The 25,823-nt window shown below is 69.4% G+C and carries 26 protein-coding genes; 10 read left to right on the top strand and 16 right to left on the bottom strand.

The window, feature by feature from the left end:
* Window positions 1-50 precede the first annotated feature (50 nt).
* The 5 genes from KPL78_RS27235 to KPL78_RS27215 all read left to right on the top strand — a co-directional run bounded on the left by KPL78_RS27235 (window position 51) and on the right by KPL78_RS27215 (window position 5,053).
* Complete coding sequence (locus KPL78_RS27235) at window positions 51-506, top strand: hypothetical protein (protein ID WP_219766338.1); 456 nt, start codon at window positions 51-53, stop codon at window positions 504-506.
* A 197-nt stretch (window positions 507-703) separates the two neighbouring features.
* Window positions 704-1,723 carry a Bug family tripartite tricarboxylate transporter substrate binding protein gene (locus tag KPL78_RS27230; RefSeq protein ID WP_219766336.1) on the top strand — a complete coding sequence of 340 codons (1,020 nt, stop codon included), beginning with the start codon at window positions 704-706 and terminating at the stop codon, window positions 1,721-1,723.
* A 24-nt stretch (window positions 1,724-1,747) separates the two neighbouring features.
* Window positions 1,748-2,632: an MBL fold metallo-hydrolase gene (locus KPL78_RS27225; protein ID WP_219766334.1), complete on the top strand. Its 885-nt coding sequence runs from the start codon at window positions 1,748-1,750 to the stop codon at window positions 2,630-2,632.
* A 22-nt stretch (window positions 2,633-2,654) separates the two neighbouring features.
* Entirely contained in the window at window positions 2,655-3,827 is a 1,173-nt protein-coding gene (locus tag KPL78_RS27220; protein ID WP_219766332.1) for an acyl-CoA dehydrogenase family protein, read from the top strand.
* A 2-nt stretch (window positions 3,828-3,829) separates the two neighbouring features.
* A complete protein-coding gene (locus KPL78_RS27215; RefSeq protein WP_219766331.1) occupies window positions 3,830-5,053 on the top strand; it encodes a CaiB/BaiF CoA transferase family protein in 1,224 nt (407 codons plus the stop codon).
* Window positions 5,054-5,347: 294 nt separating this feature from the next.
* Here the strand turns inward: KPL78_RS27215 and KPL78_RS27210 are convergent, their stop codons facing one another.
* The 4 genes from KPL78_RS27210 to hemJ form a co-directional block, all read right to left on the bottom strand.
* Window positions 5,348-7,234 (bottom strand): AsmA family protein, encoded by a 1,887-nt coding sequence (locus KPL78_RS27210; protein WP_219766329.1) that lies wholly within the window; start codon window positions 7,232-7,234, stop codon window positions 5,348-5,350.
* Between the two features lie 113 nt (window positions 7,235-7,347).
* Complete coding sequence (gene rho / locus KPL78_RS27205; RefSeq protein ID WP_219766327.1) at window positions 7,348-8,622, bottom strand: transcription termination factor Rho; 1,275 nt, start codon at window positions 8,620-8,622, stop codon at window positions 7,348-7,350.
* Window positions 8,623-8,871: 249 nt separating this feature from the next.
* Window positions 8,872-9,087: a hypothetical protein gene (locus KPL78_RS27200; protein WP_219766326.1), complete on the bottom strand. Its 216-nt coding sequence runs from the start codon at window positions 9,085-9,087 to the stop codon at window positions 8,872-8,874.
* Window positions 9,088-9,306: 219 nt separating this feature from the next.
* The gene (gene hemJ, locus KPL78_RS27195) at window positions 9,307-9,759 is read right to left on the bottom strand and encodes a protoporphyrinogen oxidase HemJ (protein WP_219766324.1); all 453 of its coding nucleotides are present in this window, start codon (window positions 9,757-9,759) and stop codon (window positions 9,307-9,309) included.
* Between the two features lie 97 nt (window positions 9,760-9,856).
* On the opposite strand from hemJ, the gene KPL78_RS27190 reads away from it, so the two are divergent.
* Window positions 9,857-10,519, top strand: a complete 663-nt coding sequence (locus tag KPL78_RS27190; RefSeq protein WP_219766322.1) for a hypothetical protein — start codon at window positions 9,857-9,859, stop codon at window positions 10,517-10,519.
* A gap of 9 nt (window positions 10,520-10,528) precedes the next feature.
* Here the strand turns inward: KPL78_RS27190 and KPL78_RS27185 are convergent, their stop codons facing one another.
* The 3 genes from KPL78_RS27185 to KPL78_RS27175 form a co-directional block, all read right to left on the bottom strand.
* On the bottom strand, window positions 10,529-10,846 hold the full coding sequence (locus KPL78_RS27185) for a plasmid stabilization protein (RefSeq protein ID WP_219766320.1): 318 nt from the start codon (window positions 10,844-10,846) through the stop codon (window positions 10,529-10,531).
* Window positions 10,847-10,899: 53 nt separating this feature from the next.
* Window positions 10,900-11,778, bottom strand: coding sequence for an alpha/beta hydrolase (locus KPL78_RS27180; RefSeq protein ID WP_255569517.1), 879 nt, complete (start codon window positions 11,776-11,778; stop codon window positions 10,900-10,902).
* A 193-nt stretch (window positions 11,779-11,971) separates the two neighbouring features.
* Complete coding sequence (locus tag KPL78_RS27175) at window positions 11,972-12,466, bottom strand: hypothetical protein (RefSeq protein WP_219766316.1); 495 nt, start codon at window positions 12,464-12,466, stop codon at window positions 11,972-11,974.
* A 191-nt stretch (window positions 12,467-12,657) separates the two neighbouring features.
* Here KPL78_RS27175 and KPL78_RS27170 point away from each other — a divergent pair, with 191 nt between their 5' ends.
* Window positions 12,658-13,359, top strand: a complete 702-nt coding sequence (locus KPL78_RS27170; protein WP_219766314.1) for a ribonuclease activity regulator RraA — start codon at window positions 12,658-12,660, stop codon at window positions 13,357-13,359.
* A gap of 183 nt (window positions 13,360-13,542) precedes the next feature.
* Here the strand turns inward: KPL78_RS27170 and KPL78_RS27165 are convergent, their stop codons facing one another.
* Both KPL78_RS27165 and KPL78_RS27160 read right to left on the bottom strand, forming a co-directional pair.
* A complete protein-coding gene (locus KPL78_RS27165; protein WP_219766312.1) occupies window positions 13,543-14,022 on the bottom strand; it encodes a hypothetical protein in 480 nt (159 codons plus the stop codon).
* A 425-nt stretch (window positions 14,023-14,447) separates the two neighbouring features.
* Window positions 14,448-15,272, bottom strand: a complete 825-nt coding sequence (locus KPL78_RS27160) for a hypothetical protein (RefSeq protein ID WP_219766310.1) — start codon at window positions 15,270-15,272, stop codon at window positions 14,448-14,450.
* Window positions 15,273-15,318: 46 nt separating this feature from the next.
* On the opposite strand from KPL78_RS27160, the gene KPL78_RS27155 reads away from it, so the two are divergent.
* The 3 genes from KPL78_RS27155 (at window position 15,319) to KPL78_RS27145 (ending at window position 19,138) form a co-directional block, all read left to right on the top strand.
* Window positions 15,319-17,109, top strand: coding sequence for a hypothetical protein (locus KPL78_RS27155; RefSeq protein ID WP_219766308.1), 1,791 nt, complete (start codon window positions 15,319-15,321; stop codon window positions 17,107-17,109).
* A gap of 101 nt (window positions 17,110-17,210) precedes the next feature.
* A complete protein-coding gene (locus KPL78_RS27150) occupies window positions 17,211-18,029 on the top strand; it encodes a DUF2272 domain-containing protein (RefSeq protein ID WP_369412878.1) in 819 nt (272 codons plus the stop codon).
* A complete protein-coding gene (locus tag KPL78_RS27145; RefSeq protein WP_219766304.1) occupies window positions 18,026-19,138 on the top strand; it encodes an NADH:flavin oxidoreductase/NADH oxidase in 1,113 nt (370 codons plus the stop codon). Before KPL78_RS27150 ends, KPL78_RS27145 begins: the two co-directional genes overlap by 4 nt.
* 225 nt (window positions 19,139-19,363) lie before the next feature.
* Here the strand turns inward: KPL78_RS27145 and KPL78_RS27140 are convergent, their stop codons facing one another.
* The 7 genes from KPL78_RS27140 to hemW form a co-directional block, all read right to left on the bottom strand.
* Entirely contained in the window at window positions 19,364-19,996 is a 633-nt protein-coding gene (locus KPL78_RS27140; protein ID WP_219766302.1) for a hypothetical protein, read from the bottom strand.
* A gap of 110 nt (window positions 19,997-20,106) precedes the next feature.
* Window positions 20,107-20,946 carry a pantoate--beta-alanine ligase gene (gene panC, locus KPL78_RS27135; RefSeq protein WP_219766300.1) on the bottom strand — a complete coding sequence of 280 codons (840 nt, stop codon included), beginning with the start codon at window positions 20,944-20,946 and terminating at the stop codon, window positions 20,107-20,109.
* A gap of 397 nt (window positions 20,947-21,343) precedes the next feature.
* Window positions 21,344-22,237 carry a DUF6683 family protein gene (locus KPL78_RS27130; RefSeq protein WP_219766298.1) on the bottom strand — a complete coding sequence of 298 codons (894 nt, stop codon included), beginning with the start codon at window positions 22,235-22,237 and terminating at the stop codon, window positions 21,344-21,346.
* A 197-nt stretch (window positions 22,238-22,434) separates the two neighbouring features.
* Window positions 22,435-23,031 carry a malonic semialdehyde reductase gene (locus tag KPL78_RS27125; RefSeq protein ID WP_219766296.1) on the bottom strand — a complete coding sequence of 199 codons (597 nt, stop codon included), beginning with the start codon at window positions 23,029-23,031 and terminating at the stop codon, window positions 22,435-22,437.
* Between the two features lie 242 nt (window positions 23,032-23,273).
* A complete protein-coding gene (locus KPL78_RS27120) occupies window positions 23,274-23,843 on the bottom strand; it encodes a NifU family protein (RefSeq protein WP_219766294.1) in 570 nt (189 codons plus the stop codon).
* Window positions 23,844-24,195: 352 nt separating this feature from the next.
* Entirely contained in the window at window positions 24,196-24,438 is a 243-nt protein-coding gene (locus tag KPL78_RS27115) for a YMGG-like glycine zipper-containing protein (protein WP_219766292.1), read from the bottom strand.
* A 212-nt stretch (window positions 24,439-24,650) separates the two neighbouring features.
* A complete protein-coding gene (gene hemW / locus KPL78_RS27110; RefSeq protein ID WP_219766389.1) occupies window positions 24,651-25,814 on the bottom strand; it encodes a radical SAM family heme chaperone HemW in 1,164 nt (387 codons plus the stop codon).
* Window positions 25,815-25,823 lie beyond the last annotated feature (9 nt).

Below are 25,823 nucleotides of genomic sequence, written 5' to 3'. Positions count from 1 at the left end.
CACAGGGCTGGTCTGGTTCACCGCCCTGCCCCCACGTACCCCTCGCCGACGTGACCGCGATCGGCTTCACCAGCCTGATCGCCGTCATGACCAGGGCGGTGCGCTTCCTGGGCGAACCCATCCTGCGGGCGCGTTGGGTCGCCGCCATCATCGGCTTCCTCGGCGTGCGGGTGATGGTGACGCCGCCATTCACCGGGACGGCGGATGGATTCTGGTCGCTGGTCATGTTCTCCTCGTCACCGCTTTTCGCAGCGTCCTTCCTCATCACCAAGGCGCTCACGCGGCGCGATCGGCCGGAGGTCATCGTCGCCTGGCAGGCCATCACCGTCTCCACTTTCAACCTGCCCTTCGCCGTGTTCGGCTGGACCTGGCCCTGCGTCGAGCCATGGGGTTGCTTCCTGATGACCGGGCTGCTCGGCAGCGCGGGCCACTGGTGCCTGACCGAAGCCTTCCGCATCGCCGAACTCTCGGCCATCCAGCCGGTGAAGTTCATTGACATGATCTGATCGGCCACCCTGGGCTGGCTGGTCTTCACCGAGGTCCCGGCGGCCACGACCTTCGCCGGCGCCGCCGTGATCTTCACCGCGACGACCTGGATCGCCCGGCGGGAGGCGACGAAGCGCTGAACCGGGGGTTGCGCGCGCCGCCCGTCCGTCGGATCGTTCGGGCAAGGCGCCAACAAAGCGGCGACAGGAGGAACGCCATGAACGGTTCAACCCCGCCGGGCCCGACCATGCCCCCCGCCGTCTGCGGCAAGGGTCGCATCGCCCGCCGTTGGCTGGCAGGTCTCGGCCTCGGCCTGTTCGCCGCACCGGCCGTCGCGCAGGAGGCCTGGCCGTCGAAGCCGATCCGCCTCGTCATTCCCTTCGCGCCCGGCGGCCCGATCGACACGGTCGGCCGGCTGATCGGGGAGCGCCTGCGGGAACGGCTCGGTCAGCCCTTCATCATCGACAACCGCGCCGGCGCCGGCGGATCGATCGGACTGCGAGCGACCGTGCAGTCGCCGCCCGACGGCTACACGCTGGTGCTGACCTCCTCCTCCCTCGCCATCCTGCCGGCCATCTACGCCAATCTCGGCTTCGATCCGCGGGTGGACCTCGCGCCCGTCAGCCTGGTGGCGGAGATCGCGACCACCATCGTCGTGCGGGCCGACCATCGCTTCGCGACGCTCCAGGACCTGCTCACAGAGGCACGGGCCAAGCCCGGCACGATCACCTACGGCACCTCGGGCATCGGGTCGTCCAACCACCTCTCGGGCGCCATGCTGGCTTCGGTCGCCGGGATAGAATTGACTCATGTTCCCTATCGCGGTGCGGCGCAGGCCACCAATGCGCTCTATGCCGGTGACATCGACGTGGTTTTCGCCAGCACGGTGGAAACCCTCGGCCAGGCGCGGGAGGGCCGGGCGCGCATCCTCGCCGTCACCACGGCGCGGCGCATTCCGGCCCTGCCGGACGTCCCTGCCGCGGTCGAGATCATCCCCGGCTACATCGCCCCGAACTGGTTCGCCATGGCTGCACCGAAGGGCCTGCCCGAACCGATTCTCGCACGGCTTTCGACGGAACTCGGCAGCCTGCGCAGCGATGCCGATTTCCGCGCCCGCTTCGCGACTCTCGGCGCCGAACCCCTGATGAGCGCGCCCGACATCCTCGCCGGGCGCCTCGCGGAGGATGTGCCGATATGGCAGCGCGTCGCGGCCCAGGCCGGCATCCGCGCCGAATGACCCTCTGACCCTTCGGGACCCCGCATGCGCAAGCTCACCATCGGCGACGTCACCATCACCAGCTTCAGCGAGCGCGACGGCCCCTGGCGCGCGCCGGAGGCCATGTTCCCCAAGGCCGCCGCGGCACCGGAGCTGCTGGCCGAACGGCTGAGGGAAGTCGAGCCGGAGACCTACGACGCGGCCTCCGGCAAGATGGTGATCACCTATCAGACCTACGTCGTGCGTACGCCGCACCACACCATCCTGGTCGACACCTGCACCGGAGAGGACAAGGGCTGGCCCGCGCCGATGGATTTCCCCAAGCAGCCCTGGCTGGACGGCTTCAAGGCGGAAGGCTTGTCCTTCGACGATATCGACTACGTCTTCTGCACCCATCTGCACATCGATCATTCGGGCTGGAACACGGTGCTGCGCGACGGGCGCTGGGTGCCGACCTTCCCCAATGCGAAATATGTCTTCCACAAGCGCGAATACGCGGCCTGGGAGGCCTCGACCAAGACGGCCGAGGAACGCCCGGGCGGTGGTGGCAACGTCTTCCGCTTGAATTGCGAGCCCATCGTCGCGGCCGGCCAGGCGCTGCTGGTCGATGACGACTACGAGCTCGACGACCGCATCACGATCCAGCCGACCCCAGGGCATTCGCCCTGCCATTGTTGCGTACACATCCGCAGCGGCGGGCAGCATGCCGTGGTGACCGGGGATCTGATGCACCACGCGCTGCAGATCCATCAGCCGGATTGGTCCACGGTCTTCTGCTGGGACCCGGCGGAAGCCGAGACCAGCCGCCGGCGCTTCCTCGGTGAAGTCGCCGATCGCGATACGCAGATCCTGCCCATCCATTTTCCCGACCCTACGGTCGGCCGCATCGAGACCCAGGGCGACCGGTTCCGCTGGCGCTATCTGCGCTAAGGGCGCGCACAGGGAGGAAACCATGGATCACAACCCCGCCGCCTCGAGCGAAGAGACGCGCATGCTGCGCGACCTGGTCGCGAAATTCGTCGAGCGCGACCTGATGCCGCTGGAACCCGCCATCCTGAAGCGCGAGGCGACGGGCGGCGGCTACAGGCTCTCGGAGGAGGAGGAGACGCAACTCCTCGCGCGCTGCCGGGATCTCGGCCTCTGGGGCCTGGACGTGCCGGAGGAATTCGGCGGCGCCAACCTGCCACTGCTGTCGCTGGCCGCGGCCGAGGAGGAACTGGCCCGCGCCTGCGTCCCCTTCGTCATCCCGCCGGACAGCCCGAACCTGCACATGATGCTGCAGGTGGCGAGTCCCTGGCAGCGTCAGAAATACCTGTTGCCCTATGCGAGCGGCGAGCAGCGCTCGGCCATGGCCATCAGCGAGCCCGGCGCGGGCGGCGATCCCGCCGGCATGACGACCCGCGCGGTGAAGGAAGGCGGCCACTGGGTCATCAATGGCCGCAAGATCTGGGTGTCCAACGTCCCGCGCGCGGATTTCATCATCCTCATGGCGCGCACCGGCGATGGCAAACGGCAGGACGGCATCACCGCCTTCATTGTCGAGAAGGACACGCCCGGCTTCGTCATCGAGCGCGCCATCCCGATGATCGGCGGCCGCACCACCTACGAACTGGTCTTCGAGGACTGCCGCGTGCCGGAGGAGAACATCCTCGGGGAGCTCGGCCGCGGCTATGCCCCAATGCAGCTCCGCCTGAACGTGCGCCGCATGCAGATGGGCGCGCGCTGCATCGGCATGGCCCGCCGCGCGCTGGAGATGATGACCGAGCAGGCGCAGAATCGCGTCACCTGGGGCGTGCGCCTGGCCGACCGCCAGGCCATCCAGTGGTTCGCCGCCGAGGCGGTGATGGAGATGCACGCCTGTCGCCTGATGGTGCAGGACCTCGCCACCAAGCTCGATGCTGGTGCCGATGTGCGGATGGAGGCCTCGATCCTGAAGGTGCGGGCGACGGAGATGGCGCAGTCGGTCCTCGACAACGCCATGCAGACCTTCGGCGCCATGGGCATGACGAAGGAGTTGCCGTTGCAGCTCATGGCCCAGCAGGTGCGCGTCATGCGCGTTTATGAAGGGCCGTCGGAAGTGCATCGCAGCGCCCTCGGCCGCCGCGCCCTGGGGTCGAAGGTCTGACCATGGAGACAGCGCGGCGGCCGCTCGACGGCATCCTGGTCCTTGATCTCGGCCATATCTACCAGGCGCCCTATTGCGGGTTCCTGATGGCCATGGCCGGCGCGACGGTCATCAAGATCGAGCCCCCGAATGGCGAGCCGCTGCGTCGCCGCGCCGCCGTCGCGGGCGGGTCGGTGCCGCAGGCGATGCTGAATTCGAACAAGCTCGGCCTGTCGCTCGACCTCAAGCACCCCCAGGGGCAGGAGGTCTTCCTGCGCCTGGTCGATCGCGCCGATGTGCTGATCGAGAACTTCTCGCCCGGCGCGATGGACCGCCTGGGCTTGGGCTATGAGGTCCTGCGCCAGCGCAATCCGCGGTTGATCTACGCCTGCGGATCGGGCTACGGCCAGACCGGGCCGGACCGCAATCGCCTCGCCATGGATCTCACCGTCCAGGCCGCCGTCGGCATCATGCACACGACCGGCTTCCCGGATGGCCCGCCGACCAAGGCCGGGCCGACCGTGTGCGACTTCCTCGGTGGCACGCATCTCTACGGCGCGCTGATGACAGCGCTGTTCGCGCGCGAGCGGACCGGCCTCGGCACGCATGTTGAGGTCGCGATGCAGGACGCCGCCTATTCGACGCTCGCCTCGGCGATCGGGATGCATTTCGGCGGGGATGCCAAGGACGTGCCGCCGCGGACCGGCAACAGCCATGCGGGCCTCGCCATGGCGCCCTACAACGTCTATCCGGCGCGCGATGGCTGGATCGCCATCATCGTCGTCACCGAGGACCATTGGAACCGCCTGCTGCGTGCCATGGGGCAGGAGGCGCTGATCGGCGATGCGCGCTTCGGCAGCAACCCGGATCGCGTGAAGCACATGGCGGAGGTCGATGCCCTGGTCACCGCCTGGAGCTCCGCCCTGTCGCGTGCGGAGCTCGAGGCAGCGACACGCCAGCACGGCGTGCCCGCCGCCCCGGTCCGGACGCTGGAGGAAGTGCTGCACGATCCCGGTATGCATGAACGCGGCATGTTGCACTGGATCGATCACCCGGAAGTCGGGCGCGTCGTGTTGCCGTCCACGCCGCTGCGCATTGCCGGGGCGCCGCCGCCCGACATCGTCCCAAGCCCATTCCTCAACCAGCACGAGGATGTGGTGCTGGGCACGATGCTTGGCCTCGCTGATGCCGAGCGCGAGGCGCTGCGCGAGGCCGGCGCTCTGGGACCACGCTTCGCCGCGGGCTGAGATTCCGCCAGCCCAGGTACCGAGGCGCTGCATCAGCGCACCCCGCTTGCCGGCCTCGGCGCGCAAGCGCTGCACGAAAAGGTCGTTCCCCCCGGGACCGACCCTGCCGCCCATGCCGCCAAGTCGATCCTTGATCATTGGCACGGCCGGGATGTGGTCCAGCCCGCTGTGCACCGGGCGTCACAAGATCAGGCTCAGCACCCTTGGGCCATGAAGGCGGTCACGTCCCTTCCCGACCGCTCTCACCGACCGCCGACGCGGAAAGCTGGCGGCTGTCGCCGCTCCGCCCAGGCGTCACCGCCGCCCACCGGCCCTGTAGCAGGGATTCTGCCGTGCGAAATCCCGCAGCGGCGCCGGCAGCGGCGCGATCCGATCGCCGGCCGCCAGCCGTGCGCGACCTTCGCTCGACCAGCGCGCCGGCAGGATGTCCGGGTTCGCAAAGGACCCGCTGACGCGCACCGGGATATCGAGAGCGAAGGAGCTCGTCGTCTCGCTCTGGCTGCCGATGACGAGGTCGAGCCGCTTGCGGTTGAGGTCGAAGCTCGCAAGGCCGCTGATGGTCCCGGTCCCGGCGCGTATGCGCAGCGGGGCGGCTTCGCCGCGGCCGGCCCGGACATCGACCATGGCGAGCAGGCAGGTTAGCGGCGTATAGCCCCGCGCAGTGCGGAATAGTGCGCGGACATCGGTGGAAGCCATCTCAATCACTTCCTTGGCGATGGACCCGCTGCGCATGGCAACGACAGCGGAGACCTCGGCCCGGCGGGTCGCGGCATTCAACGCCGCGCCCTCGGCGCGAACGGCGACGCGCCCCTCCATCCGCCCGCGCACGGGAAGGCTGCGCAGGCCGAAAGCGCGGCGGAGCGTGTCGACATCGCCATCCCGCATCACGGCCTCGGCGGTGATGCGGCCGCCATTCGGGATCGGCACGACCTCGCCCGAGGCCTCAATCCGGCTGCCATAGGCTGTCATCGCCAGCGTCTCGACGGCGACGCGGCCCGGCTGGGCGCTGGCGGTGAAGCGGACATCGGCACCGTCGAGATCGGCGTAGTGGAACTCGCGCGCCGTCGCCTGCACCTGCAACAAGGGGTCGGGAGCGCCGGCGAAGGTCAAGGGCATGTCGGCTTCGCCATGGCGGCCGCCAGCGTCGGCGGGCGGCGTGCCCAGCATGGCGTTGAGGTCCAGCTTGGTGAAATCGATCTGCGCCACGACGGTATCCGGCTGGCCGGAACCGCCTTCGGTCATTTCGATGCGCGGGGCGGCGAAATCCTCGCCGGCCAGGGCGCCGCTGGCCCCGGTCAAGCGCCAGACATCGCCCTGGCGCGAGAACGTGCCGGCCAGGCTGACCGGGATGGCGGGGCCGGGGCCGGCGCCGGCCATGGTCAGGATGGCGCCGGGCGATTGCGCCTGAAGGGTCAGGGTACCTTCCAGCCGGTCGGCATTCAGCGGGTCGGCGGCGGTGCCGACGAAGGTCAACACCGTCTCCGGCGCCGTGGCGCGCAGCGGATAGGGAAAGGGCGTGCGGCCGTCGCGGAGCTGATTCGGCGTGCCGAGCGTTCCCGCGAGCGTGACCGGGACGGATTGGTAGGCGCCCTCGGCATTCAGGGTGAGGGATTCATCCGCCGACGGCGCGGCAAGCGTCACGGTGGTGAGCTCGGTGCGTAGCGGCGTGCCGCTGCTGGTGCGGAAGACGATGTCGGCGCGGGTCAGGCGCAGGTCGAGCAGCAGCGGCAGGCCGGAGCGGTCCGGCGGTTGCGGCGCGAAGGGTGCGGCGGGACCGGCGGGGTCGCCCCCGAAGCGCCAGTTGCGACGCTTGTCGGCGGTGCGTTCGAGCAGCAAGGAGAAGCCGTCGGCCTCGACCTGGCGCAGCACGACCAAGCCTTGCAGCAGAGGCAGCAGGTCGAGTGTGGCGGTGGCGGTGGCGAGGCTCGCCATCTGCGGCGCGCTACCGCCGTCGATATTGGCGAGGCCAAGGCCGCTGACGGCGACCATGGTCGGGAAGCCCGGCGTCACCCGCAGGCTTTCGATCGTCACCGCGCGGCCGAGGGAGGCGCTGAGGCGCGCCGCCACGCGGTCGGCAAGATCGACGCGCGGGAGAATGAGGACGATCGCGAGGAGGGCGACGATCGCCAGGACCGGCAGGGCCAGCAAGGTGCCGAGGATGATCTTGCTGCGGCGCGTCATGGCCGGCGTCTCCCGGAAAAAGCCCAGGATACGCGACAGCCGCCGCGCCGGGAAAGCGCGACGGCCGGGTTCAGATGGTCATCGCCGCATGTCGAACGATGCGGCGAGCGCCGTCAGGTGTTCATCGCGTCGAAGAAGTCCTGGTTCGTCTTGCTGTACTTCAGCTTGTCGATCAGGAATTCCATCGCGTCCTGGGTGCCCATCGGGTTCAGGATGCGGCGCAGCACCCACATCTTCGACAGCGTGCCGCGGTCGACCAGCAGCTCCTCCTTGCGGGTACCGGACTTGGTGATGTCGATCGCCGGGAAGGTGCGCTTGTCGGACAGCTTGCGGTCGAGGACGATTTCCGAGTTACCGGTACCCTTGAACTCTTCGAAGATGACTTCGTCCATGCGGCTGCCGGTGTCGATCAGGGCGGTCGCGATGATGGTCAGCGAGCCGCCTTCTTCGATGTTGCGCGCCGCGCCGAAGAAGCGCTTGGGGCGCTGCAGGGCGTTGGCGTCGACACCGCCGGTCAGCACCTTGCCCGACGACGGCACGACCGAGTTGTAGGCGCGGCCGAGGCGGGTGATGGAGTCAAGCAGGATGACGACGTCGCGCTTGTGCTCGACCAGGCGCTTGGCCTTTTCCAGCACCATCTCCGTCACCTGCACGTGGCGGGTGGCCGGTTCGTCGAAGGTGGACGCCACGACCTCGCCCTTCACGGTCCGGGCCATGTCGGTGACTTCCTCGGGGCGCTCGTCGATCAGCAGCACCATCAGGAAGACCTCGGGGTTGTTGGCCGAGATCGACTTCGCGATGTTCTGCAGCATCACCGTCTTGCCGGTGCGCGGCGGGGCGACGATCAGCGCGCGCTGCCCCATGCCGATCGGCGCGATCAGGTCAATGACGCGGTGGGTGTTGTCCTTGGTCGGACCCTTGCCGACGCTCTCGACCTCCGCGTTCTCCATCTTCAGCCGGCGCTGCGGATAGAGCGGCGTGAGGTTGTCGAAGTTGATGCGGTGCTTGAGGGATTCGGGCGGCTCGAAGTTGATGCTGTTGACCTTCAGCATCGCGAAGTAGCGCTCGCCGTCCTTGGGGGCGCGGATCTGGCCTTCGACCGTATCGCCGGTGCGCAGGCCGAAGCGGCGCACCTGGGCCGGCGAGATGTAGATGTCGTCCGGCCCGGGGAGGAAGTTCGCCTGCGGGGAACGGAGATAGCCGAAGCCATCGGGCAGGATCTCGAGCGTGCCTTCCCCGTAGATCGCCTGCTCGTTCTCGGCGAGCGTCTTGAGGATGCCGAACATCATGTCCTGCTTGCGGAGCGAGGACGCGTTCTCGACGCCCACCTCCTCGGCGAAGGCAAGAAGGTCGGCGGGGCTTTTGGCCTTGAGTTCGGAAAGGTGCATGGGTGTTGGACGCTGTCCGGTAGAGGGAGTGACCGGGACGTTCCCAAGGGCAGCATGAACGCGGAGGACCCGCGTGGCAGCGGCCTGCTCGCCCAGACCGGCGCCGTGGATGGCGCGATGGGCGAAGTCCCGAGAGGAAGGAAGGATTCTGGCGGCGCCTGGCGCGAAACGCCCCGCACCGCTGGTGGGAAGCGGGCGAACCCTATGGAGGCTCGCGGCTGCCGTCAACGGGGATATGCGGGCGGGGGATCAGGTTTTCAAGGAAAGCGGGCTTTCGGCCTGGGCGACGACCCCGGTGATGCAAGCCGGGTTCGCGGCGGGCAGAACTACCCCCGGCCCGACATGGCCAAATTCGCGATCCCGGGCCAGCGTGACGAAGACGCCGAGGCCGCTGACCAGTCCGATCGCCAGACCCGGCATGCGCGTCCCGGCGAAGAACAGCGGCATACCGGCGGCGCGTTGCACGCCCGCATCCACCCCGTCGATTCATGGTGGGAAGGCCCAGCGAGCCCCGCACTCCCGCATCGCAGGCGAATTCCGGGCAGTCGCGACCGCGTTGACAAGGGGGGCGGCCGTCACCGCCGTACCGCCCCTGCCACGGCCAGGATCTTCTGCCCTCGCCATCCGCCAGCAGTTCCGAAGGCCGCATGACGGTCGCAGCCCTATCGCGGAAGGCTGCGCCGGTCAGAAGGGCTTCGCGATCACCATAACCACGATGAGGATCAGGGCGAGGGTCGGTATCTCGTTCAGGATGCGCCAGGTGCGCTCGCCGCGGGTGTTGGCGTCGCGGTCGAACCTCTTCCGGGCCAGCGCCAGATCGTGATGCACCACGGTCATGATGACCAGGCCGAGCATCTTCCCGTGCCACCAGCCGGCCTTCCAGTCGACGATCCCCGGCGTCAGCACCAGCAGCACGCCGAAGGTCCACGTCCAGATCATCGCGGGGTTCATGATGGCGCGCAGCAGGCGGCGTTCCATCACCTTGAACAGTTCCGACTGTGCCGACCCTGCCGGCACCTGACAGTGATAGACGAACAGCCGCGGCAGATAGAACAGCCCTGCCATCCAGGCGAAGGCGCCGATCAGATGCGCCGACTTGATCCAGACATACCAGGGCGCGAGGGCGTCGATGGTCATGGGCGGAACTCCCCCGCGGGGTGGTGTGGTGCGAAGCGTCACGCAGCGCGGCGGCCGCCCATGCCACACTGTGGCCGGACGGAAAAGGAGCCGGACCTTGGACCTCGCGGAAATCATGGCGACCGAACGGGACTCGCTGCTCGGCGAATACGCGCTGGGCGGGGTGCCGCCCTATGCCGCGGTTGATGCGCTGGACGAGGTGATGCGCACGCCGAGCATGCTGCGCATCCCGCACCCCTGCTGGTTCGCCGCCTGCCCCGACGTGCCGCCGGGCCTCGCGCGGGTGCAGTCCTGCCCCAGCCTCGGCTACCGGTTCCTGTGGTGCCACGCGGACAATGACGACTATCGCTCGGACTACCTGGCCTTCGCCAATGCCGAATATGGCGCCGGGCTGACGGAACTGCCGCAGACCCTGCATGTGGACCACTTGTTCAACCGCGAGCGCGCCCGCGCGCTGGGGCTGCACTGGGTCCGCATGGTGCTGTTGCCGCGCGGGGTGAACACCTCCCATGGCGCCGGCTATGAGAAGTCGCGCACCAACGGCCTGATCGGCACGGCGGGGCGGCCGCGCGGGGTGGATGAGGTGAACCTGCTGAAGCTCTGCGGACTGCGCACGCCGCGCAAGGGCATGCCGCTTCCATCGGATATCTACGCGCATGCCTCCCGCATGGCCGACATCTTCGGACTGTCCGTCGAGGACATCATCCGCAACATCGAATACCTGATGGAAGTCGCGGCCTTCGAGCCGGCGGAAGACTGAGCGCCGCGCCTAGGTCCCGGAACGCGCCGCGGCATTACGCTTACGCGTGGCGGCCGCCTTGCGCGCCGCGGCGCTGCGATCCGCCGCCGGCCGCGCCGCCGACGCGGCACCGCCGATACGCCCGCCCTTACGGCTCGACACATTGGTGTCGCGCACGCCGCGGCCGCTGCCAGACTTGTTCCCGCCGCCGTCCTCCTTGTTGACGGTGGCCCAGGCACGGGCCTCGGCTTCCTCCTCGCTGACGCCGCGCTTGCGGTAGCCTTCCTCGATGTGGGCGGCCTTGCGCTTCTGCTTGTCGGTGTAGGCGGTTTTGTCTCCACGGGGCACGGCGACCTCCTCGGGATTCCCACATCAGGGAACGCAATCTCCGCCCCACGGTTTCAGATCCCGCGCCGCCGCAGGAAGTCGCCGGCCGCGGCCAGCGCGCGGCGCCCGTCCGCAAGCCGGGCCGCCCACAGCATCCAGGCATGGATCATCGCCGGCCAGACCTCCAGCCGCACCGGCACATCCGCAGCGCCCAGCCGCCCGGCGATGCGCACGGCGTCGTCCAGCAGCGCCTCGGCCGAGCCGACCTGCACCAGCACCGGCGGCAGCCCCACAAGGTCCGCATGCAGCGGGGAAATGAGCGGGTCCTCCGCCGGCCGGCCGCCGCGATAGGCTTCGGACAGGTCCTCGAGATAGGCACGGTGGATCAGGGGATCGACGGCGTCCTTGCAGTCGATCGTCGCACCGGTCATGGCAAGGTCGATCCAGGGCGAGATCAGCCAGGCGCAGCCCGGCAGCGGCCGCCCGGCATCCCGCAGCGCCACCATCAGCGCGAGCGTCAGCCCACCCCCGGCGCTGTCCCCGCCGACCACGATATCCCCCGGTGCGAAGCCCTGGTCCAGCAGGGCCTCGTAGACCCCACGCGCATCCTCCAGCGCCGCGGGGAAGGGATGCTCCGGCGCCAGTCGGTATTGCAGCGCGAGGCAGCGCATCCCCGCCGCCTGGCCGGACCGCGACGCCAGGTTGCGGTGGCTGACGATCGACCCTGAGCAATACCCGCCGCCATGCAGGAACAGTAGCACGCGCCGGGGATCGGCGTCGGACGCAACGGACCATTCCGCGGGCACGCCGGCGATGGTGGCGGGGGTGAAGGTCACGCCCTCGGGCGGTGGATCGACGGCTGCGACCTCCTCGATACGAGCGCGGCGTTCGGTCCAGCCGACGGGGCGTGGGCGGCCGCTCAGAAGGGAACGGACATCGTCGATCTCGGCCATCATCCCTCTCCTGAAACAGAGGCGAGACTATGCGGGCGCCGGATCGTCGAAAGTTAGTAATGCTTTTGCAACAGACTCGGCGCCGCAAGGACCGCGGCAAGCGGGCGGAACTTCGCCCCTTCCCGGTTCCTCTCCGCTTCAGGAGGGCATGTAGCCTTGAGAACCGAGACCGAAAGGCGTCGGAATCCAACCGTCAGCCGGGCGCGATCGTCACCGCTACCGCATCCCCCGCATGCAGCCGGGTCGCGAAGGCCATCATCGCCGGATTGTTCAGTGCGACCTCCTGAGAGGACCCATCCGGCAGCGTCAGCACCAGGAAGGCGCCGCCCACCGCGATTTCCTTGACCGTCGCCCGCTGCCGCCCGACGCGGTCGAGTTGCGCCGCCCGCGCGATGCGCACCGTGCCTGAAGCTTCATACTCCACCACCACCCGCGCCCCGGGCCGCAGCGTGTTGAAGTTCCGCACTTCCGGCGCCGCCGTCATGTCGATGATCGACCCTCCGCCGAGTTCCAGCGTCGCCTGGTTGCGGGACGGGTCGAGAAACCGCACCGTGGCCAGCGCGGCAAGGCTGTTCAGCGTCGGCGGCGACGGCGCAGCGGGGGCGGTCGCCGTGGGCGTGCTCGGCGGCACGCAGCCGGCCAGCGGCAGGACGGCAAGCAGAAGCCGACGGGGGAGGTGGCGGGTCACGCGAGGAAGGCTCCTGTGGCGGGCGAGCCGACAGCATCCGGTGCCGCTGGCCGGCGCGCAAGCGCAACGGCCAGGCAGAGGGCCTGTGCCGGAACGTCGCCTTCGCGCCGCCGCAGTGCCGATCGCCCTACCCCCCTTGCCCCCGTCCGCGCCCCCTGCGATGCACTCTGGCGCCCTGAAGGAGACGCTCCATGCCCCTGACCCCCGACCAGAAGACCGCCCTCGAGGGCGTCACCACCGCCACCCTGACGACCGTGCTGCTCAAGAAGGGCGTACGCTTCTGCTATATTGCCGGCTCCCGCCCCATCGTCCCAGGCAACACGAAGCGCATCGTCGGGCCTGCTTTCACCTTGCGCTTCACGCCCACCCGCGAAGACCTCGCCACTGTCGATTCCTGGTCCTCCCCGCGCTCGACCCGCGCGGCGATCGAGGCGATGCCCGAAGGCTGTGTTGCCGTCGCCGATGCTATGGGTTCCACCGCCGCCGGGATCTTCGGAGACATCCTCTGCGCCCGCATGGCGAAGAAGGGCGTTGCCGGCCTGGTGACGGACGGCGTGCTGCGTGATGGCGCCGGCGTCATCGGCACCGGCCTGCCGGTCTTCTGCCAGGGCTATGTCGCCCCCGCCTCCGTCGCGGCCCTGAACTTCGTGGGCTGGGAAGAAACCATCGGCTGTGGTGGCGTCACCGTCATCCCCGGCGATATCATCGTGGCGGACGCCGACGGGGCCGTGGTCATCCCCCAAGCGATGCTGGACGCGGTGGTCGAGGCCGCGGTGGAACAGGAACGCCTCGAAGCCTGGATCATGACCGAGGTCGATCGGGGCGTGCCGCTACCCGGCCTCTATCCGCCCAATGCCGAGACCAAGGCGCGCTACGAGGCGACGAAGAAGTAATGCCAACGGCACGAGTCTTTGGCTCGTGCCGACGCCGCGAATGCGGCGCGCCGGCACTCCGGCGTCGCGCGGAGGGCCTGCCCTCGGCACGACGCCGAGCAAGCCGGAGGTCTGCGCCCGGCGTTTGAGGGCATGCAAAAGCGAATACCAACCGTCCCGCACAGGGGCCGTTGGCATAATGAACTACTCCAGGACGACCTTGGACGGCGTGACCACCACGCCGTTCGAGCGCCCATTCGCCGCGAAGGTCTCGATGCGCGTGGCGTAGTGCTGCGCCGAGACCATCCCCGTCGCAACATCCACCGCGACGCGGGCAAAGATGGCGATGCGGGCATTGGCCTCCCCGCCGCGCAGCCGCCCCGCCAGTTCCACCGCGCAGCGCGCGACGACGACGTTGCGCTGCGCAATCATCGCGGTCCCTTCCGGCCGGCATACCCCACCGCGGGCAGACCCTTCGATCGCCAGCGGGAAATCTTCGCGCGGCGCGATCCGCCGTGTGGTCAGGCTGAGAGTCTGGAACTGTCCCCGCCAGGTGGCGAGCAGCGCGTCCCGAGCCTCATCCGGTGCCGCCGGCGTTCCATCCGGTCGCTGCGCCGCGAATTCCCGGATCCGTCCATCGGTTCCCCGCAGCACCGTCATCCGCAACCCAAGCCTGTCCTGCACCAGCGCCAGCCGTGTGCCATCTGCCTCCGTCCGCGCCTCGACAACGTTCAGGCAGTCCCGCTGCGCCGGTCGGCCCGGCTGAATGGCCTGCTCCCGGCACAGGGCACTCCAAGTCCCCCAGCCGGCACCGCCGATCGCAATCGGCGCTGTCAGCGGGCGGATGACGCCCTGGATGGGCAGGACAGGCGCGACGCGACGCCAATCGGCAGGTTGGGCGACGGCAGGAGCGGCGGCGGCAAGCGAGGCCAGGACAAGCCACGAAATGGCCCTGCGCGTGGTCCCGGGGCTGGCAAAGGCGAATGTAAAGGGGCTCTGCTCCCCTCGTGCACCACGAAGCAGAGCTTCGCGCCCGCCAAAGGCCGAAAGGCCTTTGGTGAGGAGAGGTCCGGAGGGAGGCAAAGTCCCTCTCCGATCGCCACGGCCCATCATTGCAGGCTCTGCCGCGACACCCCGCGCATTTCCGTCCGGCCCATGCTGCCGTTCGGGTCTGCGTCGAGCACGAGGAAAGACCCGTAGCCATGGCGCAGGACCAACCCGGTCTCGACATCAATCGCGAAGTGCCCGGCGGCGGTGATCCGCATGGATCGCCCTGGCGAGACCTCTGCCGACAGGCTCGCCTGGCACGACGCGACGATGACCGACCGGCCGCGCACCTGACCCTGGCCTTCGGGGGAGCAGGTGAAGCCGCCGCCATCGACATGCATGCCCGGATTCACAGCGCTTATCGGCAGCGGGATCACGAAGGGCATGTTCGGAGCGATGGTTGCGCGTTCCAGGCCATGCGCCTGCACCGCCGCCTGCATCACCGCGTGCAGTCGTTCAAGCTGCGGCGGCGGGATGGGCGGGACGCCCTCCGGCACGGTGATCCGGACCTGGCCGAAATGCCCGGTGGCGTCGCGTGTCACCGCGATGGGGATGTCGGGTCCCGCGCCGCCCAGTTCGGCGCGCAGGGAAAGCCGCCAAGTGCCGTTATCGTTCCGTGCGTCCTCGACGGTGAAGCAGGTAGGCGGAGCGGCCGCGACCTCCGCCCCGTCGGACGGGCGCAGTAACACCTGCGCGACGCAAAGCCGGCGAAAAGGGCCCCAGCCGGCCTGCGCGACCTCGACCGGCGCGGTGAGCGACGTGACCGGTCCATCCAGCGAAAGCGCCGGCGCGCGGGCGAGCAGCGCGGCGGCATCTTCGGCCCGCGCCACGGTGGCGAGGCCGGCCAGTACAGCGGCGGCGGTCCAGGCCCTGAGAATCATGGTCATGACGCACCCTATCGCGCCGCAGCATAGCGCGGCTAGAACAGGCTCGATGAGTAGCAATGGCATGGATGTGGTGCGGGATGGTCTGGCGCGGGGGCTGGCACGCTTCCTGGCCCCGGTGCGCCTGCCCGATGGCTACGCCCCCGCCTTCGCGCAGAAGCCAGAGGGCACGGTCTTCGTCCTGGCCGACAATGCCGCGGCGGCCGAGGCGCTGGCCCACCCGATGCTGGGCGGGGCCGAAGGCGCGGTGGCCCTGCTGCTCGCCCTTGCGGCCGGACCCGGCCCGGCACCGCGCTCCATCGGCCCGGCCCGAATCGTGGTGGAGGACGAGACACCGCGGAACTTCCGCATCGCCACGCCACACCACCTGTTCACCGGCGATCTGTTCCGCGGCGAGATCCACCAGCATTTCCACGGCCAGGACGGCCCGCCCGCTGCGATCCATGGCGGCAACTTGGTTGAATTCGCCTTTCGCCGTCGCTGGCACTGCCTGGATGTCGAGGACGCCATCGTCACAGCCGGCATCGAGGATGCCGAAGGCGGCGTGCGGCTGTTCCACGAAAGCATGCTCTCGGGCCGCGGCGGCCGCTTCTCGCGCAGCGGCCCCCAGGAGGTCGCGCGGCTACGCTACGCCTATCTGCTGCGGCCCGACACGCCGATGGTGACACTGGAGGTCACGCTGACACCCCTGCCGGGCGTGTCCTTCGAGCGACCCCGCATCACCACTGCCTGCGACGCGATGAGCCCCGGCGATGGCGTAACCTATGCGCGCCTGATGCTCGGCGATGCGATGCGCCCGAGCCCCGCCGGCGAGAACGTGACCGTCCATCAGGGCCCGATCGCTACCTTCGGCGCGCAGCAGGACCGTACGCCGTCCCATGCGCTGTCGCTGACCGTCACCCCAGCGGGCCCCGCCCGCCTGTTGAGCGTCAAGGCGAGCGGCCCGGCCGAGGGGCGGCTGCACTGGCTGCTGACACGCTACGCCGCCGAACGCCTCGGGCCCGGCGAGACGCTGTCGGCGCGCGAGGACCGCCTGCTGTTACGCGGGACCGAGGCGCCCATCGTCGCCGCGCGCGGTGTCGATGCTGCCTGTGCCGGGCCTACGCAGCGTATTGGCGCCGCGCTCGCCGCCCAGGCGCTGTTCGGTCGCGCGAAGAAGGCCGGCGCGGCGGCACGGCGCCTGCTGTCGGCCCTACCCGAAACGGAAACCGCGCCGTCCGAGCTCGCTGCCGCAATCATGGCGGCCGAGACCCTGCACCGCGTCGATGGCGAAGCGCCGGAGCATGCGGCGGCCCTGGCAGCGCGGCTGCTGGCGCTCCAATCGGGCGACGGCGTGTTCGTCGAGCCGGGCGGTACGGCCTCGGTCGCTGAACACGCCGCGGCGCTGTTGGCGCTCGCGCGCTGCGGCGGCGCGGAGACCGCCGAAGCCCTGCGGCGTGGCATCGCGGCGCTGGCGTTGATCACTCAGCCGGGTCCGGTGGACACCATGACCCTGCCGGGCGCGCCGGCGGCGGATACGGAAGAACTGGCGTTGCTGCTGCGCGCCCTTCGCGCGGCGCAGCTCGCCCGCTCACAGGGGCGTCTGGCGATGCCCGAGGAAGAGGTGCGGCGGCTCGCCTTCCTGGCCGATCTCGCGCTGCGCTTCGTGCAGGCGCGCATTCGGCCGGACGGCGACGCGCTCGTCGTCGAGGGCGGGGTGGCGGTCCAGGCGGCGGTGCTGGCGGCACTGGTGCCGGCGGAGGGCGCCGTTGGAGGGGCCTTGCCCCTCCAAACCACCCCACCAAAGGCCACAGGGCCTTTGGAAACCGATACCTGGCGCGTGGCCGAACTGTCGAAATGACCATCGCAACCCGCCGCCGAGCCCAGCGGGTGCTTCCGCCATCCGGCGCAGCCGTGGCGCAGGGCGCCAGGTCATGGTTTCCAAAGGCACTGTGGCCTTTGGTGGGCGCGAAGCACTGCTTCGCGGGTTCGGAGGGGGGCAAAGCCCCCCTCCTCGCTGCCGCGCTGTCCCTCGCCGCCTGCGCCGCCCAGCCGCCCCCGGAACCGCCGCTCTCCTACCCGCCCGCCGCCCGCGAGCGCGTGCTGCGCATCGCCGAGGCCGAATGGATCGACTGGGGGCGCCAGGATGCCGCGGCCATATCGCCTGACCTTGAATCCGCTCCGGCGAATTTCCCTCGCGTCCTGGCCTATTGGCGCGCAGTGCCGGAAGGCGCAGCGCCGATCGCGCGAAACCGCGTCCTGTATCGCGAGAACAGTCCGCAGCTCTGGCGGGAGCCTGCCTGGTCGGCCGCCTTCATCTCCTTCGTCATGCGCAGCGCCGGGATCGATGCGCGGGAGTTCCCGCCTTCGGCCGCGCACGCCTTCTACCTGGATGCGCTGATCGCCGATGCGCAGCGCTTCCCGGCGACCGCGCCCTTCGTGCCCCGTGAGGTCACCGAGCGTGCCCCGCGGGTCGGCGACCTGGTCTGCGCGGACCGGTCGCGCGCGCCACTGACGTCCTGGCGCGACCGCGTGGCCGAGACCGGCCACTTCCGCCCCATGCATTGCGATATCGTGGTGCGCGTCGCGTCGGGCGTCGTCGAGGCGGTGGGCGGCAATGTCCGCGATGCCGTGACGCTCTCGCGCTTCCCGACCGACGCCGCGGGTTTCCTTCTTCCCAGACCGGCCGGACAGCCCACATGGTTCGCCATCCTGGAGAACCGGCTGGGGCGGCTGCCCCCATGGTCCTCGCCACCCAACACTGAGGGTCCTGCCTCGTGAGCGATCTCTTCTCGCCCTTCACCCTGCGTGGCCTCACGCTGAAGAACCGCATCGGCGTCTCGCCCATGTGCATGTATTCGTGCCGTGAGGATGGAGTGCCGACCGACTGGCACATGCAGCACCTCGTCTCGCGCGCCGTGGGCGGCGCGGGCCTGGTGATCACCGAAGCCTCGGCCGTGCTGCCGGAAGGCCGCATCACCCCCGCCGATGTCGGCATCTGGAACGACACGCAGATGGCCGCCCATGCGCGCATGGTCGCGGCCATTCACGCGGCCGGGTCGGTCGCCGGCATCCAGATCGCCCATGCCGGGCGCAAGGCATCGCGCGCCGCGCCCTGGGTGCACGGCCCGGCGAAGAACTCCTGGACCACCATGGCGCCTTCGGCTGAGGCCTTCGAAGGCTTCGCCGTGCCGCACGCCATGACCGAGGCCGAGATCGGCGCCACCATCACCGCCTTCGCCGAAGCCGCGAAGCGCGCCGTGAAGGCCGGTTACCGCTTCATCGAGATCCATGGCGCGCATGGCTATCTCGGCCACCAGTTCCTCAGCCCGATCAGCAACCGCCGCAATGATTCCTGGGGCGGTGACTTCGAAGGCCGCACCCGCTTCGTGCGGGAAATGGCGACGGCTGTCCGCGCCGCGATCCCGGCCGACATGCCGCTGGCACTGCGTATCTCCCACACCGACTGGGTGGATGGCGGCTGGACGACCGAGGAGAGCGTCGAACTCGCCCGCCGCGTGAAGGCGCTCGGCGTGGACCTGATGGACGTGTCCTCCGGCGGTCTCGATGCCGGGCAGAAGATCGTGCTTGGGCCGGGCTACCAGGTGCCGGGCGCCGAGGCGGTGAAGCACGGCGCGGGCATCCCCGTCGCGGCCGTCGGCCTGATCACCGAGCCGAAGCAGGCCCAGCAGATCCTGGCCGAGGGCAAGGCCGACCTGATCCTGCTGGCCCGCGTGCTGCTTCGCGAACCCTACTGGCCGATGCGCGCGGCGGCGGAACTGGGCCGCGCTGGGGCGCTTGGCATCCCGCCGCAGTATGAGCGCGGCTGGAATACGCTCGCGAAGTGGGACATGGACCAGGCGATCGCGGCGCCCATGCACGCGCTGTGAGGGATGAGAGCGGAGGGGTATCGTTCCCCTCCGGACTTCTCCTCGCTGCAGACCCTACTGGGCTGCTTCGGCTGTAGAACCGGAGGGGCGTTGCCCCTCCGATAGCCGCAGTCGCGGATCGAAGCGGGCACTTGGAAAGACGCCGCCTTCAGATGCCTGTTGACCCGGTGCGTTCGCGGAAATTCCAGTGATCCGCCATGCACGGGGGAGCAGGCGGAGCTCGGCTCACCAGCCAGGCCGCAGGGCGTACCACAGGCCATCGGAGCCCTGGACATATTGCTGTCCGCTGGCGTCGCGGCCGTAGACGCGGCCGGTGGCGGGGTCGCGCGTGATGGCGCCGCCCGTGTAGGGCAACACCTGTTGCTGGCCAGTCCGCGGGTCCGTCCAGGTCTGCTGGCCCTGCATCACGCGACCCATCTCGGCTTGGTTGCGGCCGTAACCGTCCGCCCATTGGCCCTGGGCCATGCCGCGCTGACGCTCGGCGTCCTGCAAGGCGCGGTAGCGATCCTGCTCGGCGCGCTGATTGCGGCTTTCATTGTCGCGAAAAGCCTGCATGCCTTCGCGTGAGAAGCGGCCGGTGGCGGCGCATTGGTAGGCGAAGGCGGGCCAAGGGGTCTGGCCGCCCTGGGCGCGGTGCTGGGCATAGTATTGCTGGCAGATGGGGTCCTGCATGGCCTGCTGGATGACCCATTGCTCACCCTGTTGCATCTGCTGCATCTGGGCGGCGCGGTCGCGGTTCACCTGGTCGACCATGGCCCCATAGTCGGGGCCAATATTCCAGCCATTGTACATCACCTGGGCGCCAGCGGGCGCGGCGATGGCGACGGCAAGAAGCAGGGCGACGGCGAGGTGGCGCATGGCGCAGATCCCGAAGGGCTCGATAGCCGGATCATGGCATGGCCGATCCGGGATCGCAGCGAAATCCTTCGGGCAAGTGCAGAGGCAGATCCCCCCAGGTCCGTCGGCTGTCAGACGGGAATGTTGTCCAACAGCCGCACCGTCCCGAGCCGTGCTGCCGCGATGATCCGCATCGGGCCGCCCGGGCGCCGCGCGGTCAGCGGCTTCAGCGTCTCGGCTTCTACCAGCGCGAGGTAGTCCGGCGCGAAGCCGGTGTCACGCAGCGCCTCGATGCTATCAGCCAGCGCGGGGCCGACCGCGCGGCCGGCGGCGATCTCCGATGCCGCGCGGGTCATTGTCCGGTACAGCACGGGTGCGGTCGCGCGGTCCTCGACAGAGAGGAACCGGTTGCGCGAGGACATGGCGAGCCCATCCGGCTCCCGCACGGTCGGCACCGGAAGGATGCGGATGGGAATGTCGAGATCGGTGGCCATGCGGGTGACGACCTGCAACTGCTGCCAGTCCTTCTCGCCGAAGGCGGCAACCTCGGCCTGGGATTGCAGGAACAGCTTGCAGCAGACCGTCGCGACACCACGGAAATGGCCGGGGCGGGCATCGCCTTCCCACCCGGCGGTCGGGCCCGCGACCTCGATCACCGTGGCACTGCCGGGCGGATACATGGCCTCGACGGGCGGCATCCAAACCAGGTCACAGCCGGCGGCCTGCAGCTTCCCGAGGTCGCCCTCCTCGTCGCGCGGATAGCGCGACAGATCCTCATTCGCATTGAATTGCAGCGGATTGACGAAGATGGACGTGGCCACGGCATCAGCGGCCTGGCGCCCGGCGGCAACCAGGGCGAGGTGCCCGTCATGCAGTGCCCCCATGGTGGGCACCAGGGCGAGGCGTTTACCGGCAGCCCGCAGCGAGGCGGTAGCGGCGCGGAGGGAGGCGAGGTCACGGCAGATCAGCATCCAGGCCTTCTAGCAGCCTGTCGGAGCCCCGTCTCAACCAGGCAGCGCGACATCAACCTTGACGACGTTGTCGCCACCGCAGGCACGAATGCGGCAATGCGGAGTATCGGATCGGCAAGGCCGCTGGCGTCAGAGCGCCCGGAAACGTCGGAGCGACGCTAGAGCGTTTCCGGCAAACTTCCGTTCACCTGCAATGCTCTAGATGCTTGTTTTTGCGAGCATCTTCACCTGTCCAGATGAGTTCATCCGGACAGGATCTGCTGTAGGTGCCCGTCGACGATCGGCGCCTGATCCTTCCCCACGCATATTTCACGGGTCTGTCAGATCCGCGCCGAGCCTCGGCACCTCCCCCCCCCGGATCATGGACGATTCGGAGGGACAATCCTCCAACGCTCCCTCAGCGCTCCTGGAACCCGCTCGGCATCAGGGCGAAGCGCCGCAGGTCGATCCCCTGCCATTGCGCGACCGCATTCGCCACTTCGGTGCGGTATGCGGCCACCTGAGGCCCTCCGCCGGCATTGTGCAGGTCCTGGTTGCGCGCGGCGATGGCCATGGCGTGAAAGGCGAGGGTCTCCGCCGTCGCCTGGCGTTCCGCCTCGGATAAGCGCGCCATCGCCTGGTTGGTCGCGAGCATCTGCCGCGCCTGGCCGCGCACCGCGGCAATGCCGGCAGGCTGGGCAAGCGCATCGCCGCCGGTCGCGACCTCCCAGGCGATCAGGTAGAAGGCCGCGACGACATCGGCCAAGTCGCGCGGGTCATAGCCATGCTGGGTCAACAGCTGGTCGAATTCCTGCCAGGGCCGGCCGCTGTTCACGGTGGCACGGAGAGCGTCCGGATCGGGGCTGGTCGGCAGGGCAGTAGCCAAGACCTGCTGGCGCACACGTGCCGTGATGGACGGATCCGGCGCGAAGGCCGTCGGGCTGCGCAGCACGGCGGGCGCCCCGGCGGGCGCGCCCGCTGCGGCTGGCTTGGTCGTAGGCAAGTTGGGCTGAGCCGGCCGTGCGGCAGCAGCGACGGGCTTCACCGCCGGACCGGCAGCACCCGACGGCGCCACGGGCACCGAGGCGGGTGCCGGTGCCGGGTTGGCTGGGGCCATGGGCGAACCGGCCGCGGCCGGGAACAGGCGCAGCCCGGCCCCGATCGCGGCAGCACCGTCAGCGCCCACGCTGCCGAATGGCATCACGGCGGGCCGACTCTCGGCCGGGTTCTGGCCCTTCTGGGCGAAGGCAAATTCCGGCGCGGCCATTAGCCCGATCAGCGCGGCGGCGGCGGTCAGAAGGCGTCGAGGCATGCTGCGCGTTCCTGCCGAAATAGCGATGTGGCCACAAGGATCGACCGCCGCGCCGACAGTTTCAAGCTGGATACGAATCGTGCCGTGAAGCGTTTCAGGTCGCCCCCCGATGTCCTGCTCGCCCACTTCGCCAGATTTCCAGCGAAGGAGGCGAACAGGCGAACCATCGCGGCCGGCCCGATGCGCTGTGACCCGGATTACTCGAAACGGGCGGCTTCCTCGAAGCTCAGGCGCGGGTTGCGCTCGAACAGGCCCGCGGGGTCGCCATAGCCGAGGTTGATCAGGAAGTTCGACTTCCAGCGCGTGCCGGCGAAGAACAGCTCATCCACCTTGGCGTTGTTGAAGCCGCTCATCGGACCGGCATCGAGGCCGACCGCGCGGGCCGCCAGGATCAGGTAGGCGCCCTGCAGCGAGCCGTTGCGGAAGGCGGTCTGCTCGGCGAAGGACGGGCTCGAGGTGAACCAGTTCTTCGCATCCGGCGCATGCGGGAAGAGCGTCGGCAGCTTCTCGTGGAAGTCGAGGTCATGGGCGACGATAACGGTGACCGGGGCGGTCATCGTCTTCTCCATGTTGCCCGAGGACAGCGCCTCCTTCAGCTTGGCCTTGCCTTCCGGCGTGCGCACGAAGACGAAGCGGGCCGGCGAGGCATTGGCGCTGGTCGGGCCGAGCTTCACCAGGTCGTAGAGTTCGTGGAGCTTGGCATCCGGCACCGGCCGGTCCTGCCATTTGTTCTGCGTGCGGGCCTCGCGGAACAGCTGGTCGAGTGCGGCGGCGTCGATCGTCTCGTGGGCCATGTCGATGTCCTGGATGGGAAATGCTGCGATGCCACCGCATAAGCCCGCGCGCCGCAACCCCACCAGGGCGTGGGGCTGATGGCGGCGATCAGTTCCGTGAATGACGGGTCAGAGACCGTTTGGAAATGCGCCGATCGGCGCATATCCATGTCCGGCACCGGCCGGCACCCCCACCCGGTCACCCAACGGCAGTATCCTGGATGGGTGGCCGGGTGGGGGTGCCGGACGATTCAAACGGTCTCTCAGGCTTCGACCTGCTCCACCGCGACCACTTCCGGCACGTAATGGCGCAGCATGTTCTCGACGCCGTGCTTCAGGGTGGCGCGGGAGGACGGGCAGCCCGAGCAGGCCCCCTGCATGTGCAGTCGCACGATACCCTCGCGGAAGCCGCGGAAGACGATGTCGCCGCCATCGCCGGCGACCGCCGGGCGGACGCGGGTGTCGAGCAGTTCCTTGATCTGCGAGACGACTTCCTCATCCACCGGGTCGTAGTCCTCGCCGTGTTCACCCTCGGCCTCACCGGCCTCGAGCACGGGCAGGCCCGACAGATAGTGCTCCATGATCGCGCCGAGCACGCGCGGGCGCAGCAGTGTCCAGTCGGCGTCCGTCGTCTTCGTAACGGTGACGAAATCGCCACCGAGGAAGACGCGCGCCACCTCGCCGACCTGGAAGACACGCTCGGCGAGCGGGGATCGTCCGGCCGTGTCCTCGGCCGCGGTGAAATCCGCCGTGCCGCGATCGCCCAGGACGTCGCGCCCGGGCAGGAACTTCAGCGTGGCGGGATTGGGGGTGGCTTCGGTCTCGATGAACATGGCGAACTTCCGCGGAAGGTCTGAATTCCCGACCTATGTGGTCCGGAAACCCGGCGCATGCAACCGGACAGGGCGGCCCGTTCGGGCCTCGACCGTGGAATTGGAGGGGCTTTGCTCCTCCAAGCCATCCCGGCAAAGGCCGAAAGACCTTTGCAACCTCAACTTGGCGCTGGGCGCCCCTGACAGCATGAGAGCCGAAACCCACCCTTACGCCCGGAGCGCGTTTTGGCGGGTGCGGCGTGTCTGTCGTGCTTGGCGCCAATCGATTGCGGTCCAGGTGCTCCAAGCACCTCGCGGGGTGGTTCGGAGGGGCAGGGCCCCTCCGATGCGCGCCTAAACGCTTGGCCGCCGCTTACCGCCAGGCGGGGTCGCCCAGGTTCACGGTATTCGGCGACGTCGCCGCGCCGCCCACCGCGCCCAGCGCGCCGCCGATCAGGGCGCCGGTGCCGGCGTTGCCGGAGAAGGACCCCACCGCGGCGCCCGCGCCGGCGCCGAGCAGGCCGCCGGACACGGCGCGCTCGCCGGGCGAGGTGCCGCAGGCGGCGAGGCCGAGGCCGGCGGCGAGGGCGATGATGGCGGGAAAGCTGCGGATCATGGTTGGCTTCTCCTCTCTCAATGTGTGGAAAGGCGCGGGCCGCCCGATCAGATCAGGTGGAAAACGTTGAGCAGGATGATGACCACGATGGGCACACCCAGCAGGTAGAGAATGATCGAACGCATGGTCCCGACCTCCTGTTCCGGGCCGCGCCATGCGGCCATCTGACGGGGAAACGCGGAGGATCGCGGAATGGTTGCCGAAACCGCGTGCTACCGCAGGAGTACGGGGAGCAGAGCGTCGAGGCGGAGGATTCCCTCCTCCGTCGCACGCAGACGGCCAGCTTGCGTCCAGACCAGGTAGTCCTCGTCGATCAGGGCGGCGAGCATGGCCGGGTCGACGGTCGTGGCGAAGGGCAGGCCGGATCGCGCTTCGATGCGTGCGGGGTCGATGCCTTCGGTGAGGCGCAGGCCCATCAGCAGGGCCTCGCGGGCGCGCTCGGCGGGGGCGAGGTGTTCTTCCTCCACCGCCGCATGGCCGTCGCGTTCGACGCGGGCGGCCCATTCCTCGGGCGCGCGGTGGCGGCGCGTGGCGATCATGGTGCCGTCGCGCAGCAGGCGCTGATGCGCGCCGGCGCCGATGCCGAGATAGTCGCCATAGCGCCAATAGGCGAGGTTGTGGCGGCTCTCCGCGCCGGGCTTGGCGTAGTTGCTGACCTCATAGGCGGCGAGGCCGAAGCGCGCGGCTTCCTCGGCGGTGGCGAGATACAGGCGGGCGGCGTCGTCGCCTTCGGGCAGGGCGAAGGCGCCGCGGGCGTGCAGCGTGGCGAACTGCGTGCCCGGCTCGATGGTGAGCTGGTAGAGCGAGAGGTGATCCGCGGCGAGCGCCAGGGCGCGGCGGAGTTCGGCGCGCCAGGCGGATTCGGCCTGGCCGGGGCGGGCATAGATCAGGTCGAAGGATAGGCGGGGGAAGATGGCACGCGCGGCCTCCAGCGCCGCGATCGCCTGCGCGGTGTCGTGGCGGCGGCCGAGGAAGCGCAGCGCCTCCTCCTCGAGCGACTGAACGCCGAGGCTGGCGCGGTTCACGCCGGCCTCGCGGAAGGCGCGCAGCTTGGCGGATTCGACGCTGGTCGGATTGGCTTCGAGGGTGATCTCGATGTCCTCTGCCATGTCGAAATGCGTGCGGGCGTCCTCGATCAGCGCCGCGACGGTGTCGGGGGACATCAGGGAGGGCGTGCCGCCGCCGAAGAAAATGCTGGCCAGCGGGCGGCGACCGACCCGCGCGGCCTCATGTGCCAGCTCGCGGCGCAGGGCGGCGCGGAAGCGGGTCTCGTCCACACGGTCCCGGACATGCGAGTTGAAGTCGCAATACGGGCACTTGGCGGCACAGAAGGGCCAGTGGATGTAGAGGGCGAGAGGTTCGGTCACGGCGGGCATATGGCGCGT

Origin of the sequence: Roseomonas alba (genome assembly GCF_019430885.1) — a bacterium.
In the GTDB taxonomy this organism is placed as follows: domain Bacteria; phylum Pseudomonadota; class Alphaproteobacteria; order Acetobacterales; family Acetobacteraceae; genus Neoroseomonas; species Neoroseomonas alba.
The sequence above is the reverse complement of the archived record's forward strand: the minus strand, read 5'-3'. Positions and strand labels throughout refer to the sequence as shown.